Origin of the sequence: Streptomyces mesophilus (genome assembly GCF_040300965.1) — a bacterium.
GTDB classification, from domain to species: domain Bacteria; phylum Actinomycetota; class Actinomycetes; order Streptomycetales; family Streptomycetaceae; genus Streptomyces; species Streptomyces mesophilus_A.
Genome location: NZ_JBEPEW010000023.1, coordinates 45,150 through 61,483, shown reverse-complemented (window position 1 = coordinate 61,483; position 16,334 = coordinate 45,150). Strand labels below are relative to the sequence as shown.

At 71.1% G+C, this 16,334-nt stretch carries 11 protein-coding genes; 2 read left to right on the top strand and 9 right to left on the bottom strand.

Annotation, left to right across the window (positions count from 1 at the left end):
• The first annotated feature begins 98 nt into the window (after nt 1–98).
• Nucleotides 99–1,058: a DMT family transporter gene (locus ABT367_RS11760; RefSeq protein ID WP_352252092.1), complete on the top strand. Its 960-nt coding sequence runs from the start codon at nt 99–101 to the stop codon at nt 1,056–1,058.
• A 106-nt stretch (nt 1,059–1,164) separates the two neighbouring features.
• Here ABT367_RS11760 and ABT367_RS11755 read toward each other — a convergent pair whose 3' ends face one another.
• From ABT367_RS11755 to ABT367_RS11715, 9 genes are all read right to left on the bottom strand, one after another.
• Nucleotides 1,165–2,244 (bottom strand): Zn-dependent alcohol dehydrogenase, encoded by a 1,080-nt coding sequence (locus ABT367_RS11755; protein WP_352252090.1) that lies wholly within the window; start codon nt 2,242–2,244, stop codon nt 1,165–1,167.
• Nucleotides 2,245–2,332: 88 nt separating this feature from the next.
• Entirely contained in the window at nt 2,333–3,745 is a 1,413-nt protein-coding gene (locus ABT367_RS11750) for an aldehyde dehydrogenase family protein (RefSeq protein WP_352252088.1), read from the bottom strand.
• A 129-nt stretch (nt 3,746–3,874) separates the two neighbouring features.
• Nucleotides 3,875–5,143, bottom strand: coding sequence for an MFS transporter (locus ABT367_RS11745; protein ID WP_352252086.1), 1,269 nt, complete (start codon nt 5,141–5,143; stop codon nt 3,875–3,877).
• 4 nt (nt 5,144–5,147) lie between these two features.
• Entirely contained in the window at nt 5,148–6,605 is a 1,458-nt protein-coding gene (locus tag ABT367_RS11740; RefSeq protein WP_352252084.1) for a CitMHS family transporter, read from the bottom strand.
• 100 nt (nt 6,606–6,705) lie between these two features.
• Nucleotides 6,706–9,051: a molybdopterin oxidoreductase family protein gene (locus ABT367_RS11735; RefSeq protein WP_352252082.1), complete on the bottom strand. Its 2,346-nt coding sequence runs from the start codon at nt 9,049–9,051 to the stop codon at nt 6,706–6,708.
• Between the two features lie 199 nt (nt 9,052–9,250).
• The gene (locus tag ABT367_RS11730) at nt 9,251–9,880 is read right to left on the bottom strand and encodes a TetR/AcrR family transcriptional regulator (protein WP_352252080.1); all 630 of its coding nucleotides are present in this window, start codon (nt 9,878–9,880) and stop codon (nt 9,251–9,253) included.
• Between the two features lie 67 nt (nt 9,881–9,947).
• The gene (locus tag ABT367_RS11725; RefSeq protein ID WP_352252078.1) at nt 9,948–11,699 is read right to left on the bottom strand and encodes a hypothetical protein; all 1,752 of its coding nucleotides are present in this window, start codon (nt 11,697–11,699) and stop codon (nt 9,948–9,950) included.
• Nucleotides 11,700–11,707: 8 nt separating this feature from the next.
• Nucleotides 11,708–12,574, bottom strand: coding sequence for a hypothetical protein (locus ABT367_RS11720; RefSeq protein WP_352252076.1), 867 nt, complete (start codon nt 12,572–12,574; stop codon nt 11,708–11,710).
• A gap of 161 nt (nt 12,575–12,735) precedes the next feature.
• Nucleotides 12,736–14,802 (bottom strand): right-handed parallel beta-helix repeat-containing protein, encoded by a 2,067-nt coding sequence (locus tag ABT367_RS11715; protein ID WP_352252074.1) that lies wholly within the window; start codon nt 14,800–14,802, stop codon nt 12,736–12,738.
• Nucleotides 14,803–14,948: 146 nt separating this feature from the next.
• On the opposite strand from ABT367_RS11715, the gene hmgA reads away from it, so the two are divergent.
• Nucleotides 14,949–16,268, top strand: coding sequence for a homogentisate 1,2-dioxygenase (gene hmgA / locus ABT367_RS11710; protein ID WP_352252072.1), 1,320 nt, complete (start codon nt 14,949–14,951; stop codon nt 16,266–16,268).
• Nucleotides 16,269–16,334: the final 66 nt, after the last annotated feature.

Here is a 16,334-nt window from a genome sequence, read left to right as displayed (position 1 = left end):
CCTTGTGAAGCCACAGCTCAGAGCCCTGCGCGCCGCCCGATTGACGCCGGGCGTCAATTCGGTGGGCGCCGAAGCGTCGGACACGTAGGGTCCGCTGCATGACGACCTCTCCACCCGTTTCCCGCCGCTCCGAACTGCTCGCGCTCGGCGCTGCGAGCATCACGGTCGTGCTGTGGGCCTCCGCCTTCGTCTCCATCCGCAGCGCGGGCGAGGCCTACTCACCGGGCGCGCTCGCGCTCGGCCGGCTGCTCGCGGGTGCGGTGACGCTCGGCGCGTTCCTGCTGATACGCCGCGAGGGGCTGCCACCCAAGGCCGCCTGGCCCGGGATCGCGATCTCCGGACTGCTCTGGTTCGGCCTGTACATGGTGGTGCTCAACTGGGGTGAGCAGAAGGTCGACGCGGGGACGGCCGCTCTGGTCGTGAACGTCGGGCCCCTGGTCATGGCGCTGCTGGCCGGCTGGCTGCTCAAGGAGGGGCTGCCGAAGCGGCTGCTCGCGGGGATGGCGGTGTCGTTCCTCGGCGCCGCGGTGGTCGGGCTGTCGATGTCCGGCGAGGGCAACGCGTCCCTGCTCGGCGTGCTGCTCTGTCTGCTCGCCGCCGTCTCGTACGCGGGCGGCGTCGTCGCGCAGAAGCCCTCCCTGAAGCACGCCAGCCCGCTTCAGGTCACGACCTTCGGGTGCCTGATCGGTGCGGTGGCCTGTCTGCCGTTCAGCGGGGTGCTGCTCTCCGAACTGGGCGACGCACCGGTGTCCGGGACTCTCAACATGGTCTACCTGGGCATCTTCCCGACCGCGCTCGCCTTCACGACCTGGGCCTACGCCCTGGCCCGTACGACCGCGGGGAAGATGGGCGCCACCACGTACGCCGTGCCCGCGATCGTGGTGCTCATGTCGTGGCTGGCACTCGACGAGGTGCCGGGCTGGCTGACGCTCCTCGGCGGCGCCATCTGCCTTGCGGGTGTGGGGGTTTCGCGCTCGAAGGGACGCTCGCGCGTGGTGGCGACCGCGCAGGAGCCGGGCCCTGTGGTGGACCCGGCCGATTCCGCGAAGTCCCGCTGAGACACGACTACGGGAAGACGACTGCCGGAAGTGGGCTGCCGGAGTCGACTGCCGGCAGTCGACAGCCGGAAGACGACCGCCGGAAGACGACTCAAGGAGTCGACTGCTAGAAGACGACCAGCGCCCGGCCGCCCTTGCCCGCGATCATGTTCTCGAAGGCTGCCGGGATGCCGTCGAGTCCGATGTGTTCGGTGACCAGTGCCGACAGGTCGAGGCGGCCCGCGCGGATGTGCTCGGCGAGGACCGGCAGGTCGGCGACCGGGTCGCAGTTGCCGTAGACACAGCCTGCCAGGGTGCGGCCCCAGTGGAACAACTCCAGGGCGTTGAACGTCACTTGCTGGTCCTTGCCGCCGATGCCGACGACCGTGGTGCGGCCGCCGCGACGGGTGGACTCCCAGGCCGTACGGATGGTGGCGGCGCGTCCGACGCACTCGACGGCGACGTCCGCGCCCCGGCCCTCGGTCAGCTTGCGGATGTCCTTGGCGGTGGTGTCGGAGGCGAGCACGAACTCGGTGGCGCCGGCCGCGCGGGCCAGCTCCTCCTTCGCCGGGGAGACATCGACCGCGACGATCGTCCCGGCGCCGGCGATCCGGGCCGACTGGAGTGTGGCGAGACCGACGCCGCCGACGCCGTAGACGGCGACGGACTCCCCTTCCCGTACACGTGCCGAGTGGTGGATCGCGCCGTATCCGGTGAGCACGGCGCAGCCGAGCAGCGCGGCGTCGGTGAGCGGGACGCCGTCCGGGACCGGCAGCACACAGTTGGCGGCGACCACCGTCTCCTCGGCGAACGCGGCGACGTTCAGGCCGGGGTGGAGGTCCTGGCCGTCGGCGGTACGGGCGTAGACGTTCGCCGCCCCGGCCAGCGCGCTCACGCAGAGCCAGACCTCGCCGATGGTGCAGTGGTGGCAGCTGCCGCAGGACGGCGCCCAGTTGAGCACCACCGCATCGCCGACGGCGATATGGGACACGCCCTCGCCGACCGCGAGCACCGTACCCGCACCTTCGTGGCCGAGGACGCAGGGCGTGGGCACCTTCATGGTGCCGTTGGACAGGGACAGGTCCGAGTGGCAGACCCCGGCGGCGGCGAGCTTCACCCGCACCTGCCCGGGGCCCGGCTCGGGCAGATCGATCTCGACGAGCTCCAGCGGGGAGCCCACGGCGGGCAGAACGGCGGCGCGGACCACGGTGCGTACTCCTGACATCTGTCGTGCAAAGGGAGCAGCGGCTCGCGAGGGAGAGGCATTTCACGAGCCGCCTGCCGGAGGGAAGGGCTCAGAACTGCAGCGACTTCGTCTGCAGATACTCGGTCAGACCGTGCGGCCCGAGCTCGCGGCCGACCCCGGACTGCTTGTAACCGCCGAACGGGGCAAGGGGGTTGAACTTCCCGCCGTTGATGTCGACCTGCCCGGTGTCCATCTTGCGCGCGAAGGCCACGGCCTCATCCTTGTCACCGGCCCAGACGGCGCCCGCGAGCCCGTACACCGTGCCGTTGGCGATACGGAGCGCGTCCGCCTCGTCCTCGTACCGGATCATCGAGATCACCGGGCCGAAGATCTCCTCCTGCGCGATGGTCATCTCCGGGCGGACGTCGGCGAAGATCGTGGGGTTGACGTAGTAGCCGGTGGGGTGCGGGGCCTCGGGGCCGCCCGCGACGATCCGGGCGCCCTCCTCGATGCCGCGCGTGATGTAACCGCGCACGCGGGCGTGCTGCTTGGCGTTGACGACCGGGCCGAGACGGCTCGCCTCGTCGTGCGGGTCGCCCGCCACGTACTTGGCGGCGGCCGCGGCGGCCAGCTGGACGGCCTCGTCGTACTGGTCGGTGTGGACCAGCATCCGGGTCCAGGCGCTGCAGGTCTGGCCGGAGTTGGACATCACGTTGGCGACGCCGACGTTGACCGCCTTGCCCAGATCGGCGCTCGGCAGGATCACGTTGGCGGACTTGCCGCCCAGCTCCAGGGCGACGCGCTTGATCGCGGAGCCCGCGGTGGCGCCGATCTGCTTGCCGACGGCGGTGGAGCCGGTGAAGGAGACCAGGTCGACACCGGGGTGCTCGGCGAGCGCCTGGCCCGCGACCGGACCGAGGCCCGTCACCAGGTTGAACACACCGGCGGGCACGCCCGCTTCGTGCACGGCGTCGGCGAAGAGCTGCGCGACGAGCGGGGTGTCCTCGGCGGGCTTGAGGACGACGGTGCAGCCGGCGGCGAGCGCGGGGGCGACCTTGGCGACGATCTGGTGCAGCGGGTAGTTCCAGGGCGTGATCGCGCCCACGACACCGACCGGCTCGTGAAGGACGGTCGAGTTCCCGAGCTTCTCCTCGAAGGCGTACGTGGCGGCCAGCTCGGCATACGTACCGGCCACCGCGATCGGCAGGCCCGCGTGCACGGCCTTGGCGAAGCCGAGCGGGGCGCCCAGCTCGGCGGTGACGGTCTCGGCGATCTCCTCGTGGCGTGCGGCGAGCGCGTCCCGCAGGGCGGTGAGCTTCGCGGCGCGCTCGGCGGGCGGTGTCGCGGCCCAGTCCGGCAGCGCGGCGCGGGCGGCACGTACCGCCGCGTCGACGTCCTCGCGGCCGGCCGCGGCGACATGGCCGATCACCTGCTCGTCGGCCGGGTTGACCACCTCGATGGTCTCCGTGGATGCCCCGGGCGTCCACGCGCCGTTGATGTAGAGCCCCTCGTGCGGCTTCATGCCTCGACCTCCCTGACGTCACCGGCGTACGCACCCCGCGTACGGGTCGCGTCCGAACCCCTCGTACGAACTCGCCGTACGAGAGCCGCGCAGGCAGAAGTGCTGCGCGGAGCCACCAAACTAGCGCTGTTAGTTTTCGCGCGCCAGGGGGGTCCGAACGTCCCGGTCGGTGACGGTAGTTGATGCGGCCCCCGAAGGGGATGGCGGCGACGAAGGGGATGGCCCCGGACGACGCAGCCCAAGTGCCGCCGCACCTACCAGAAGCGCACCAAGCATGACGAAAGGTGCGCCGATCCCGGCCGCGCCCGCGATCAGCCCGGCCGAGGCGGGGGTCGCGACCTGACCGAGGCGGTTACCGGTCAGGCGCAGCGCGAGGGCGGTGGAGCGGGCCTCGGCGGGGGCGGCCTGCACGACGGTGGTCATCGACAGCGGCTGGCCGACGCCGAGGCAGAAGCCCAGGACGGCGAGCATGGCGGCAAGGGCCCAGACCGGGACGGGCAGGGCGATTCCCGCGCAGAGCAGACCGGCGAGCAGACAGGTCGACACCAGGAGTGTGGTGCGGCCGATCAGCCGGATCATCGGGGTCATCACGAGACGGCAGGCGATGGTGGCGGCCGCGCGCAGGCTGAGCAGCAGTCCGATCACGGACGGTGCGATGCCGCGGTGTTCGCCGATCACCGGCAGGTACGCGGTGAGGATGTCGGTGGCCGAGAGCACGGCCAGGCTGATCAGGATGCCGGCGGGCACGCCGCGCGTCCGCAGGATGCGGTGGACCGGTACCTTCGCGTCCTTGGCCGGCTTCTTCGACGGTGCGTGGTGCTCGATGCGCCACAGGGACACGAACGAGACCACGGCCACTCCCGCCGAGACGAGCAGGGCCAGTGCGCTCGTACGGGCCATGGCATCGCCGTGCGAACCGCCCGTGACAAGCGCGCCCGCGGCGATCGGGCCGATCAGCTGGCCGAGCGAGGCACCGATGGTGAAGTGGCCGAAATTGCGGTCCTGTTCGGCCGGTGCGGACTGGCGGGCCACGATCGACTGGGCGCCGATGACGAAGGCGAGATGGCCGAGGCCCATCACGCCGCTCCAAGCCGCCATCGCCGCCAGGGAGTTCGCCGTGCCGCTCAGCGCGCAGCCGCCCGCGATGAGGACGACACCGGCCGGCAGCAGGGGCGCGCACCGGCCGTGGTCGGTGCGGCGGCCCAGCGGTACGGCGGCGAACAGCGGGAGCAGTGCGTAGACACCGGCGATCACACCGATCGCGCGTTCGTCGGCGCCCAGACCGAGGGCCCGGTAGGAGACGGCCGGTCGCGCCATCGACACCGCCGCCTGCGCGAAACCGAAGGCGATGACGAGACGGAGCAGCCAGCCCCTGCCGGGCCGTATGGAGTCGGCCATCGGGTCAGATGATCCCGAAGAGAATCCCGGAGAACAGCACCACCAGCGAGGTGAGCGCCGCCCACTTCACGGTGAAGCGGGTGTGGTCGCCGAACTCCACCTTCGCCATGCCGACGAGCACGTACACCGCGGGCACCAGCGGGCTGGACATGTGCAGGGCCTGGCCGGCGAGCGAGGCTCGGGCGATCTCCAGCGGCGAGACGCCGTGGGCGGCACCGGCCTCGGCGAGTACGGGCAGGACGCCGAAGTAGAAGCCGTCGTTGGACATGAAGTACGTCAGCGGGAGGCTGAGCAGTCCGGTGACCAGGCCCATGTGCGGGCCCATGCCGGCCGGGATGGTGTCGACCAGCCAGCGCGCCATGCTGTCGACCATGCCCGTGCCCTGGAGGACACCGGTGAAGACGGCGGCGGCGAAGACCATGCCGGAGACGTTGAGGACGTTGTCCGCGTGGGCGGCGATCCGGGCCTTCTGGTCGGGCATGTGCGGGAAGTTGACCGTGAGGGCCAGGGCCGCGCCGAGCAGGAACAGGACCGGGATCGGCAGCAGTTCCATGATCATGGCGGCGAGCAGCGCGACGGTGAGGCCCGCGTTGAACCAGTACAGCTTGGGGCGCAGGGTGTCGCGGTTGGGGTCGAGGCCCTGGAAGTCGTCCTCCTCGGAGGCGGAACCGGCATCGTCCGTACCCGAACCCGCGCCGCCGGTGGGCTTGTTGGAAGCGACCTTGCCGCCCGTCTTGCCGTCGCCCTTGCCGCCCGCGCCGACGAGCACGGTCTCCGGCTCCGGCTCCTTCTCCAGGACCTCGTCCAGGGTCAGCACACCGAGGCGCTTGCGCTCGCGCAGGCCGAGCACGTACGAGAGGAGGAAGACGGCGAGCAGACCGACCGCGAGCGCCGGGATCATCGGCACGAAGATGTCGGACGCGTCCAGTTTCAGCGCGGTCGCGGCGCGGGCGGTCGGGCCGCCCCAGGGCAGCGTGTTCATCACGCCGTTGGCGGTGGCGGCCACACCGGTCATCACGACCAGGCTCATGCCCAGGCGCTTGTACAGCGGGTACATGGCCGAGACCGTGATCATGAACGTGGTCGAACCGTCGCCGTCGAGCGAGACGATCGCGGCGAGCACCGCCGTACCGACGACGATCCGCATCGGGTCGGCCTTGCAGAAGCGCAGGATGCCCCGGACGATCGGGTCGAAGAGGCCGACGTCGATCATCACGCCGAAGTAGACGATCGCGAACATCAGCATCGCCGCGGTGGGCGCGAGGCTGGTGACGCCTTCGAGGACGTAGTCCCCGAGATGGGCTCCCTTCCCGACGAACACGCAGAAGAGCGCGGGGATGAGGACCAGCGCCGCGATCGGCGACATCTTCTTCAGCATGATCAGGACCAGGAAGGTCGCGATCATGGCGAAGCCGAGGATGGTCAGCATATGGACACCTAACGTTCGCCCTTGAACTTCCACCAGAGGCGGCGGTCCGGACGACGTTAGGTGTCGCGAACTTGCGTTAACAAGATGTTGACGCGTGAGCAATAAGCGCAAAACTCCAGGTCACAGCGGTGGGTCAGGCGGTTGTGCCCACGGGCGCGACCTGGACCGGCACACCGTTCTGCACCGCCGTACCGGAGAGCACGTCGAGCCGGGTGCCGTCGAGCAGCTGGTTGTAGTTGGCGCCCGGGCTTGCGTGTGCGACGGACATCCGGGTGCCGGGCCGGTCGTGGCCCCAGCCGTGCGGCAGGCTCACCACTCCCGTCCGTACGGTGTCGGTGATCTCCACCGGCACCTCGATCTCGCCGCCGTCGCCCTTCACCCGTGCCTGCTCGCCGTCGGTGAGGCCGAGGCGGCGGGCGTCGTCGGGGTGCATCTGGAGCGTGCAGCGGTTGGAGCCGCCGGCGAGGGTGCGGACGTTGTGCATCCAGCTGTTGTTGGAGCGCAGATGGCGGCGCCCGATGAGGACGAGGCCGTCGTGCGTCCGGTCCATGGCCGCCGCGAGCCGCGGAAGGTGCTCGGCGATCGGCCCGGGCAGCAGCTCGACCTTTCCGCTGCGGGTCTTCAGGAGCTGCGGGATCCGCGGCTGCAGCGGGCCGAGGTCGATGCCATGCGGGTGGGCGAGCAGCCTGGCGAGCGTGAGACCTTCGGGGTGGGCTCCGAAGCCGTCGCCGTACGGGCCCAGGCGCAGCATCATGTCGAGCCGCTGCTCCACGGTGCCGTCGCCCGTGAGCTCCTCCGCGAGTTCCTTCGGGTCACGTCCGTGGACCTGCTGGTGGGGGTCGGTCACGGCCTTGCCGAGGGTGCTCTCGATGACCATCCGGTCGACGGTTTCCGCGGGCATGCCGTGCATCCCGGTCGCGGCGAGGATGAGGCGGGCGAGGATCTCGCTCTCCTGGAGCAGGCCCTCTTCCAGGGGTACGGCGGCGCGGGTGTAGCGCACCTGGTTGCGCACGGCGAGCGCGTTGAACGCGAAGTCGAAGTGCGCGCTCTGCGCGGGCGGCGGCGGGGGCAGCACGACATCCGCGTGGCGCGAGGTCTCGTTGAGATACGGATCGACGCTGACCATGAAGTCGAGGCTCTCGAGCGCCTGGTCGAGCCGGTTGCCGTCCGGCGCGGACAGGACCGGGTTGGCGGCGATGGTGAGCACGGCGCGGATCCGGTCCTCACCCGGGGTGTCGATCTCCTCGGCGAGCGCGGCGGCCGGCAACTCGCCCTTGGCCTCCGGATGTCCGGAGACCCTGCTCTTCCAGCGGCCGAGCGCGAAGCCCTTGCCGGGCTCCGCGGGACGGGGTGCCTTGTCGGTGGCGGAGAGCGGGAAGAGCGCGCCGCCGGGGCGGTCGAGGTTGCCGGTCAGCACGTTGAGCACATCGACGAGCCAGCTGGTGAGGGTGCCGAACTCGACGGTGCTGGCGCCGATCCGGCCGTAGACGGCGGCGGTCCGGGCGCCGGCGAGTTCACGGGCGACGGTACGGATCTCCTCGGCCGGGATGTCGCAGGCGTCCGCCACGGCCTCGGGGGTGAACTGCCGGAGCGCCTCGCGGACTTGGTCCGCCCCTTCCACGTACGCGCCGAGGTCGCCGAGGTCGGTGATGCCCTCCTCGAACAGGGTGTACGCGAGGGCCCCGAGCAGCAGTCCGTCACTGCCCGGGCGTACGGCGAGGTGCCGGGTGGCCATGCGGGCGGTGCGGGTGCGGCGGGGGTCGACGACGGTCAGGGTGCCGCCGCGCTTCTTGAGGTCCTTGAGCTTGCCGGGGAAGTCGGCGGCGGTGCACAGACTGCCGTTGGACTCCAGGGGGTTGGCGCCGATCAGCAGGAGATGGTCGGTGTGGTCGAGGTCGGGCACCGGGATCGCGAAGGGGTCACCGAAGAGCAGCCCGCTGGAGACGTGCTTGGGCATCTGGTCGAGGGTGCTGGCGCTGAACACCTTGCGGATCTTGAGCGGGGAGATCAGCAGCCGCGGATACAGGGCGCCGGCCATGGTGTGCACATTGGGGTTGCCGAGCATGATGCCGAGCGCGTCCGGTCCGTGGGCCTCGACGATCGGGCGCAGACGCTCGGCGATGACGTCGAACGCCTCGTCCCAGCCTGCCTCTTGGAGCCGGCCGTCCTTGCGGACGAGCGGGGTGCGCAGCCGGTCGGGGTCGGCGTCGAGCTCGCCGAAGGAGGCACCCTTGGGGCAGATGAACCCCTTGCTGAACACATCGTCCTGATCGCCGCGGGCGCCGGTGACGCGGGTGCCTTCGATCGTGAGGGTCAGGCCGCAGGTGGCCTCGCAGAGCGGACAAATACGCAGAGCGGTACGGGTCTTGTCCGTGGCGGACTGTGCGGCGCGGGCGTCACTGGTGGCGGACTCGGGCCCTCCCGGGGCGGCGGTCGTCGTGCGCGGGCTGCGCGGTGGTCGCGCGTACGCGGCGAGCATACCGACCGGTATGCACGGTGGGGAGGGGGTGCGCCGGATCCGGGCATGCGGAGGGGTGGGTGAGGGGGCTTCGGGTGGGCGGCTCGGGTGGGCGCGGGCGGCGGTTCGGGTGGGCGCGGGCGGCGGTTCGGGTGGGCGCGGGCGGCGGCTCGGGTGGCGCGGGCGGCGGCCCGGGCGGTTGTGGGCGGCGGGCGGTGGCTCAGTCGAAGGTCGGCGCCAGGTAGCGGTGCAGGAGCTTGCGGGTTTCCGCGATCAGGTCCTCGTCTCCCGACGGCTCGGCGCGGAAGGCGAGTTGGAGCAGGGCGTCGGCGGCCTCGACGGCGACGAGCAGCGCGCGCCGTACGTCATCGTCGAGCGGTTTGCCGAGGTGACCTGCGAGGACCCCTCCGAGTCGGCCGGCGACCTGGTGATTGGCGTCCGCGCCGCCCGACGGGACACCGAAGTCGACCAGGGCGAAGCCCGCGACGGTGCGCTTCATCGCCAGGTACTCGTCCAGTGCGGCATTCACGGCGGCCGGCCAGTCGGGCGCCGTGAGCGCGGCGAGCCGGGCCGCGGTGCGGTCGGCGTACAGGTCGAGGTTGCGCAGGGCGAGGGCGTCGGCCAGGGCCCGCTTGTTGCCGAAGAAGCGGTACACCGAGCCGATCGGCACCCCTGCGCGGTCCGCCACGGCGCGCGTCGTCAGTCCGTCGTAGCCGACCTCGTCGAGCAGCGCGGCGCACGCGTCGAGTATCCGGCCGAGCCGTTCGGCACTGCGCTCCTGCACGGGCACGCGGCGCAGGGCGCCGGCCGACTGATCCGTAAGCGAAGGCGTCGTGGTCACGGGATCCATGATGCAGGTGCGGCCCTTCTCTACCGGTACCCGGCCCGGATCCGGCGTCCAGCCGCCGGTCGGGAGCTCAGGCTATGAGCAGTCCGAGACCGCCCAAGGTGTACGCGATCATCAGCGCGAACAGGGGCAGTTGGCCCGCGATCGCCTTCTCGGGCGGCAGCAGCCGGACGGCGCGGTCGTGGGCGGCCACGACGCCGAGGACATGTCCCGCGATGATCGCGATGACCTGGAGCGCGGCGGTTCCGCCCGGATCCAGGAGCGGTTCGGGCGGGACGGGATTGTCAGTGCCGGATGCCACGATGACTGTGCGTGGTCCTTCCGTCACGAAGAGGGTGAAGTAGTGGGCGATGAGATAGCCGAGGGCGATCGGGATCAGTGAGTGGGCGAAGGCGGCCCGGGGGTGCGGGGGTGTGGTGACGGGAGTTCTGCGGGGGGTGCCGGCGGGGGCGTCGAGGTTGGTGGGGGCGGGGGCAGCCGGGGCGGGCGCCTTCGGGGTGGGGGTCTGCGGGGCGGCGATCTTCGGGGCGGTGATCTTCGGGGCGGTGGGGATGGTCTTGGCGGTAGAGGGTCTCGGGTCGGGCTCGGCAGTGGGTCTCGGGTCGGGCCGGGCAGTCGTCTTCGCGGCGGCCGGGCGGCGGGCGAAGGCGCGGGTGGCGCCGGCGCACAGGGAGTAGAGAGCGGCGACCAGGGCGACGGCGCCGAGCAGTCCGAGCGTGGCCGTGGCGGTGCGGCCGAGGGAGGAGGTCTGGAGGGTGGTGATCCAGGACGGGGAGTCCGAGTAGCCGTCGTAGGCGGTGGAGCCGAGCATGACGCACACGGTGGCGACGAGCCCCGGGACCGGCGGGGTCGCGTCGAGGCCGTGGAAGGGGTTGCGGAGCACGAGGCGTCCGTCGCGGCGGCGCCCGACGGGGGAGAGCCGGGCGAACAGGGTCGAGTACGCCTCGAAGGCGTCCCCCTGCGTGAACCAGCGCGCGCCGAACCAGGTGGCCGCCGCGAGGTGGACGGCCGCGTAGGTGAGGAGGAAGACGAGCAGGGCGGTACGGGAGGCCGGGTCCGGGGAGGCGAGTTCGAGCCAGGTGTACGCGAAGAGGCCGGCCGCGGCGGGCCACATGCCGAGCCACGGCGGGAGCGGGCGGCCTGCCTCCGGGTCGCGCCGCAAGGCGCGGCAGCCCGCGGCGTGCAGGGTGCGCAGCGGGTTCAGGAGGCGCCAGACGGGACCGAAGAGGAGGGATGCGGGGACGAGTCCGACCCAGAACAGGACGTGTACGGCGCCGGGTGCCGGGTTGCGTTCGGGGTCGTCAGGGCCGAAGAGGAGATGAACGAGGACGAACAGGGCGGCCGCGAGGCCGAGTACGCGCAGCACGCGGCGGGTCGTACGCGCGTCGGCCAAGCGCTGCACCGGGCGGGGCAGCGCGAGTCCGGAGCGGTCGCCGCGGAATCGGGAGGTGGACCACAGCAGGCCGAGCGCGAGGAAGGAGACCAACAGGGCGGTGAAGGCACCGGCGTAGGCGTAGAAGGGGGAGATCGGCAGGTCGTGCTGGGAGCCGATGCCGTGGGCGAGTTGGGTCAGGGCGGAGGGGCCCGGGGTGGGGGTGTCCGTCGGTGCGAGGACGGCGTGCAGGGCCGGTGCCCCGGCCTCAGGGACGGGCAGCGCGTGCAGGTCGTGCACGGTGGGCAGGTCGTGAACGGTCGGCAGTTCGTGCACGGTGAGCAGGTCGCGCACGGCTGGCAGGTCGTGCACGGCCGACAGGTCGCGCACGGTGGGCAGGTCCCGCATCGCAGGCAGATCCCCCACCGAGCGCAGGGCGTTCAGGGTCAACACCCCTTTCACCGCACCACGAGTTGCGTCAGGACGAGACCCGAGCCGTGGGTCTCGACCTCGAAGAGGCCGGTGCGGTCCAGGGTGAGCGTCAGCGTGCCCGCGCGGCCCGCCGGAAGGTCGGCCTCCTTGTCGTAGCCGTGGACGTGGAGGGTGTCGGCGCGGTCGCTCGTCACCGAGAGGCGGATGCGCTGGCCCTTCTTCAACTCGACGCGTCCGGGCGGGGGTTCGACGTTCTTGCCGTCGACGGCAATAGTCACGGTGCGGTCGACGCTGCCCTCGTCCGCCGCGTCGGTGCCGTCCCCGTCCGGCGCGTCCGTGCCGCCCTTGCCGTCCGGTCCGGCCGAGGAGTCTTCTCCCGAGCCGCCCTCGTCATGGCTGTGCCCGCTCCCCCGTGCGGCCTGCGACAGCTCGGCCGTCGACTCGACCGGCTTTCCGCCGACCGCCCAGACGGTGTGGTCGTCCGCGTACAGGCGGGCGGTCAGCGTGTGAGCACCCTTGGGGACGGCGGATGCGGGCAGGTGGTACCACTCGCCGTACACCCGGGCGATCTTGCGGTCGTCCAGATACAGATGGGCGTGACCACGGCCCGGCAGCGCTCCCCCGCCCACGCTGTCGGGCGTGAACCGGAAGGCACGGACGGAGAGCCGGACGTTCCAGCCGTCCACGGAGTCCGGGCGCACCGCCAGCTCCACGGACGGCGCGTCCGCGGCGTCGACCTGCCGGTAGCGATGCCCCGATTCGTCCTCGCGGTCGAGCAGCCGGCCGGTCGAACCGCTCGCCTCCTCATGGCTGGTGCCGGGCTTGTGGTGCGTGGTGGGGCGGTCGCTGCAGCCCGCCGTGACACCGGCGAGCAGCAGCACCACGGCGACCACGCCCGCACCTCGGCGGACACGCCGCACCCCGGCACGCCTCACCTCGAGCCCCCTCGGGCCGGCACTACTCACGCCGGCACCGCTCGGACCGATCTCCTCCCTCACGCCGGCACCCCTCACACCGGCCTCCCTCACCCCAGCACCCCTCGGACCGACCCCCCTCACGCCGGCACCTCCGTCTCGGCCACCGTCGGCGGCGGCTGCTCCTCGTCCGCCTCCGCCACGACGGGGGCCTCCCCCGCGCGCGAAGCCGCCACGACCACGGCCCAGATCACCCACACCACACCGAGCAGCCCACGGATCCAGGCCGGACCCAGCGGGATCCACGGCAGCATCACCACCGCCTTGTCGAAGGCGTCGAGCAGCGTGAGCACCCCGAGGGCCACCGTCACCCAGCCGAACCACGGCCGCTCCCCGCGCAGCACCACACCGGCGCCGACCCACCAGGCGCCGGTCAACAGCAGTGCCACAGCGGGCAGATAGCCGGCCTGCAGGCCCTTGGTGGCCCCGGCCACATCCAGCGCGAGTCCGACAAGACCCGCCGCGCAGGCCGCCGTCGCCCACCGATGGGTGCGCAGCCTGCGCCACCACAGCACGCCCCCGACGAGGGTCAGTACAACCGCGATCCCCAACGCGACCTGGACCTCGATCCGTTCGATGCCCGTCGCCCCGTACCAGTCGCAGCCCGCCGGCAGCCGCGCCGCCCGTGCGTCGTAGTCGGCGCACACCAACAGCGCCGCCAGCTTGGTCGGTTCGCCCGCGAGCCGGTCCGCACCGCCGGACACGTCCCCGCGCGAGGACCCGCACTCCGGCAGTGCCCGAGGTGTGGACGCGCCCGCCGAGCCCTGCCAGCAGTTGCCCTCGCCCTGCCCGTCCCACCACACGTCGGTGGCGTTGGGCCGCGCCTTGCCCTGCTTGTCGACCCCGAGCTTGTTGCCCGCGTACCGGTTGTGGTGCGAGGTGTCCGCCTGCTTCGACCAGGCCGACTCCCCGCGGATGAACGCGGGCACGGCGCTCAGGAAGAAGGCGGCACGGTCATGCCCGTACACCCAGTTGTTCTCGTACAGGTTCCAGTTGCCGCCGGCGGTGATGATGCCGGTGCCGGGTGGCATGGAGATCTGCGGGCAGACCACGCCGTCCTCGTAGCCGCGGTCCACGGGAGCCTTCGCGCAGGTGCCGTCGGCGATGTACTTGTAGTAGTCCGCGTTGTTGTCGTGGATGTCGTTGCGCTCGAACCGGGCGTGGTTCTGCGGCAGTCCGGGGTGTCCCGGGAAGGCGGAGTCCATGGATGCGCCGCCCATGTTGTGGTCGAACTCGTTGTCGTGCACATAGACCGAGTCGCCCGCGGTGCCGCTGTAGCCGACCATGTTGTGGTGGCTGCGGCAGCCGGTGATCTCGATGGAGTAGCGCGGAACGTCGTAGCCGCGCTCGTTGTTGATGTCGGAGGCGCTGCCCGGGTAGATGCCGGAGTCGCCGTTCCCGTACGACTCGCAGTTCTTGTAGAGCCCGTGGTCGCTGGCGAAGGTGAGGAAGCCGTACTCGTCGTTCCATCGGGTCAGCACGTCGTCGATCACGAAGCCGTCACCGGCCAGGACGTACAGGGAGTTGAAGGTGGTGCGCTGGGCGGTGAAGTTCCGGAAGTAGATCCCGTCGCTCTCGTCCGCGCGGATCGCGTTGAGCTTGGAGTACTTGGCGTCGATCACCACGTCGAGCCGTGAGGCGCCCGTGCCCTCGATCTGCAGATCCTTCTTGCCGAGGATCGCGACGAGGTTCTGGTTGTGCGGGCACTGCTTCTGCTGCGCGAACGACAGGATCTGGTAGCCCAGCGCGGAGTCCTTGGCCTTGAGCTCGGTGCACGCGCCCGTGGGCTTGGGCTGCGAGGGCTCCTCCTCGTACAGGCCGGGCAGGATCGCGATGTTCATGCCGGGCTCGTCGACGGCGTCCACCGCCTCCTGCAGATGCCGGAAGCCGCTCTTTTGGCACTTCGCGAAGAGGTCGAGGTTCTCCTTGCGCAGTTCGGCGGGGAAGCCGGAGATCCGGCGCTCGAAGTCCGCCCGGTCCTCCTTGCAGACCAGCAGGTCCGGCGGCCCGTCGCGATACGTGGGCACACTGCCCGAACCGTCCGGGAACGTCACCGGCCGCTCCTCGTGCGCCTGGGCGACGGGGGCTATGACAAGCGCTGCGCAGAGCGCTACAAGGACGGCAAGGAGCCTTCGGGTCCATGGCATGCGCGTGAGAGTAGAGGATTGTTCATCTTTTGGGAGCCCCTCCGGCGGTAACTTTCTGCGGCACTCCTTGCGGGGCCCCGTTGACGCGCCCCCGCGGGAATCCTACGGTGGACCATAGGATTCCTTAACGCACCGGGAGCGCCACCATGAACGGCATCGAGCAGGCGAGGAAGACGGCCCAGGAGCTCACGTATCTCACCGGCTTCGGCAACGAGCACAGCTCCGAGGCGGTGCCGGGTGCGCTGCCCGTCGGCCGCAACTCACCGCAGCGCGCACCACTCGGTCTGTACGCGGAGCAGCTCAGCGGCAGCGCGTTCACCGAGCCGCGGGCCCACAACCGCCGCTCCTGGCTGTACCGCATCCACCCTTCGGCCGCGCACCCCGCCTTCACGCGTACCGACAACGGCCATATCCGCACGGCGCCCTTCACGGAAACGACGCCCGACCCCAACCGGCTGCGCTGGAACCCGCTGCCGGACCCGGCTCCCGGCACCGACTTCGTCGCCGGCCTGTGGACCCTCGGCGGCAACGGTGACGCCACCCAGCGCACGGGCATGGCGGTGCATCTCTACCACGCCAACTCCCCTATGCGGCGCAGGGTGTTCAGCAGTGCCGACGGCGAGCTCCTGATCGTGCCCGAGCGGGGCGGTCTGCTGATCCGTACCGAGTTCGGGCTGCTGCACGCCGAGCCCGGCCATGTGGCGCTGATCCCGCGCGGGGTCCGCTTCCGCGTGGAACCGCTCGCCGACTCCGTACGCGGATACGTCTGCGAGAACTACGGCGCCCCGTTCCAGCTCCCCGACCTGGGCCCGATCGGCGCCAACGGTCTCGCCAACGCCCGTGACTTCCAGGCGCCGACGGCCGCGTACGAGGATGTCGAAGGCCCGGTAGAGGTGGTCAACAAGTACTGCGGCAACCTCTGGACGGCCACCTACGACCACTCGCCGCTCGATGTCGTCGCCTGGCACGGCAACCACGTCCCGTACGTCTACGACCTGCGCCGTTTCAACGTCATGGGCACGATCTCCTACGATCACCCCGACCCGTCGATCTTCACGGTGCTCACCTCCCCCACCGACACCCCCGGACTCGCGGGCGTCGACTTTGTGGTCTTCGCGCCGCGCTGGCTGGTGGGCGAGGACACCTTCCGGCCGCCGTACTTCCACCGCAATGTGATGAGCGAGTACATGGGCCTCATCGAGGGTGCGTACGACGCGAAGGCCGAAGGGTTCGTGCCGGGCGGCGGCTCGCTGCACAACATGATGTCCGCGCACGGGCCCGACCGCGAGACCTTCGAGAAGGCCTCGGCGGCGGAGCTGAAGCCGCAGAAGATCGACGACGGGCTCGCGTTCATGTTCGAGACACGCTGGCCGGTGACGCTCACCGGGCAGGCCCAAGGCGCCGACCATCTGCAGACGTCCTACGACGATGTGTGGCAGGGTCTCGAACGGCACTTCAGGCCGTAAGAGCGCCGTGAGAGCGCTACGTCTTCTTGTCGGCATTGACGCAGCCGCGACCGGATCGGAGTTGCC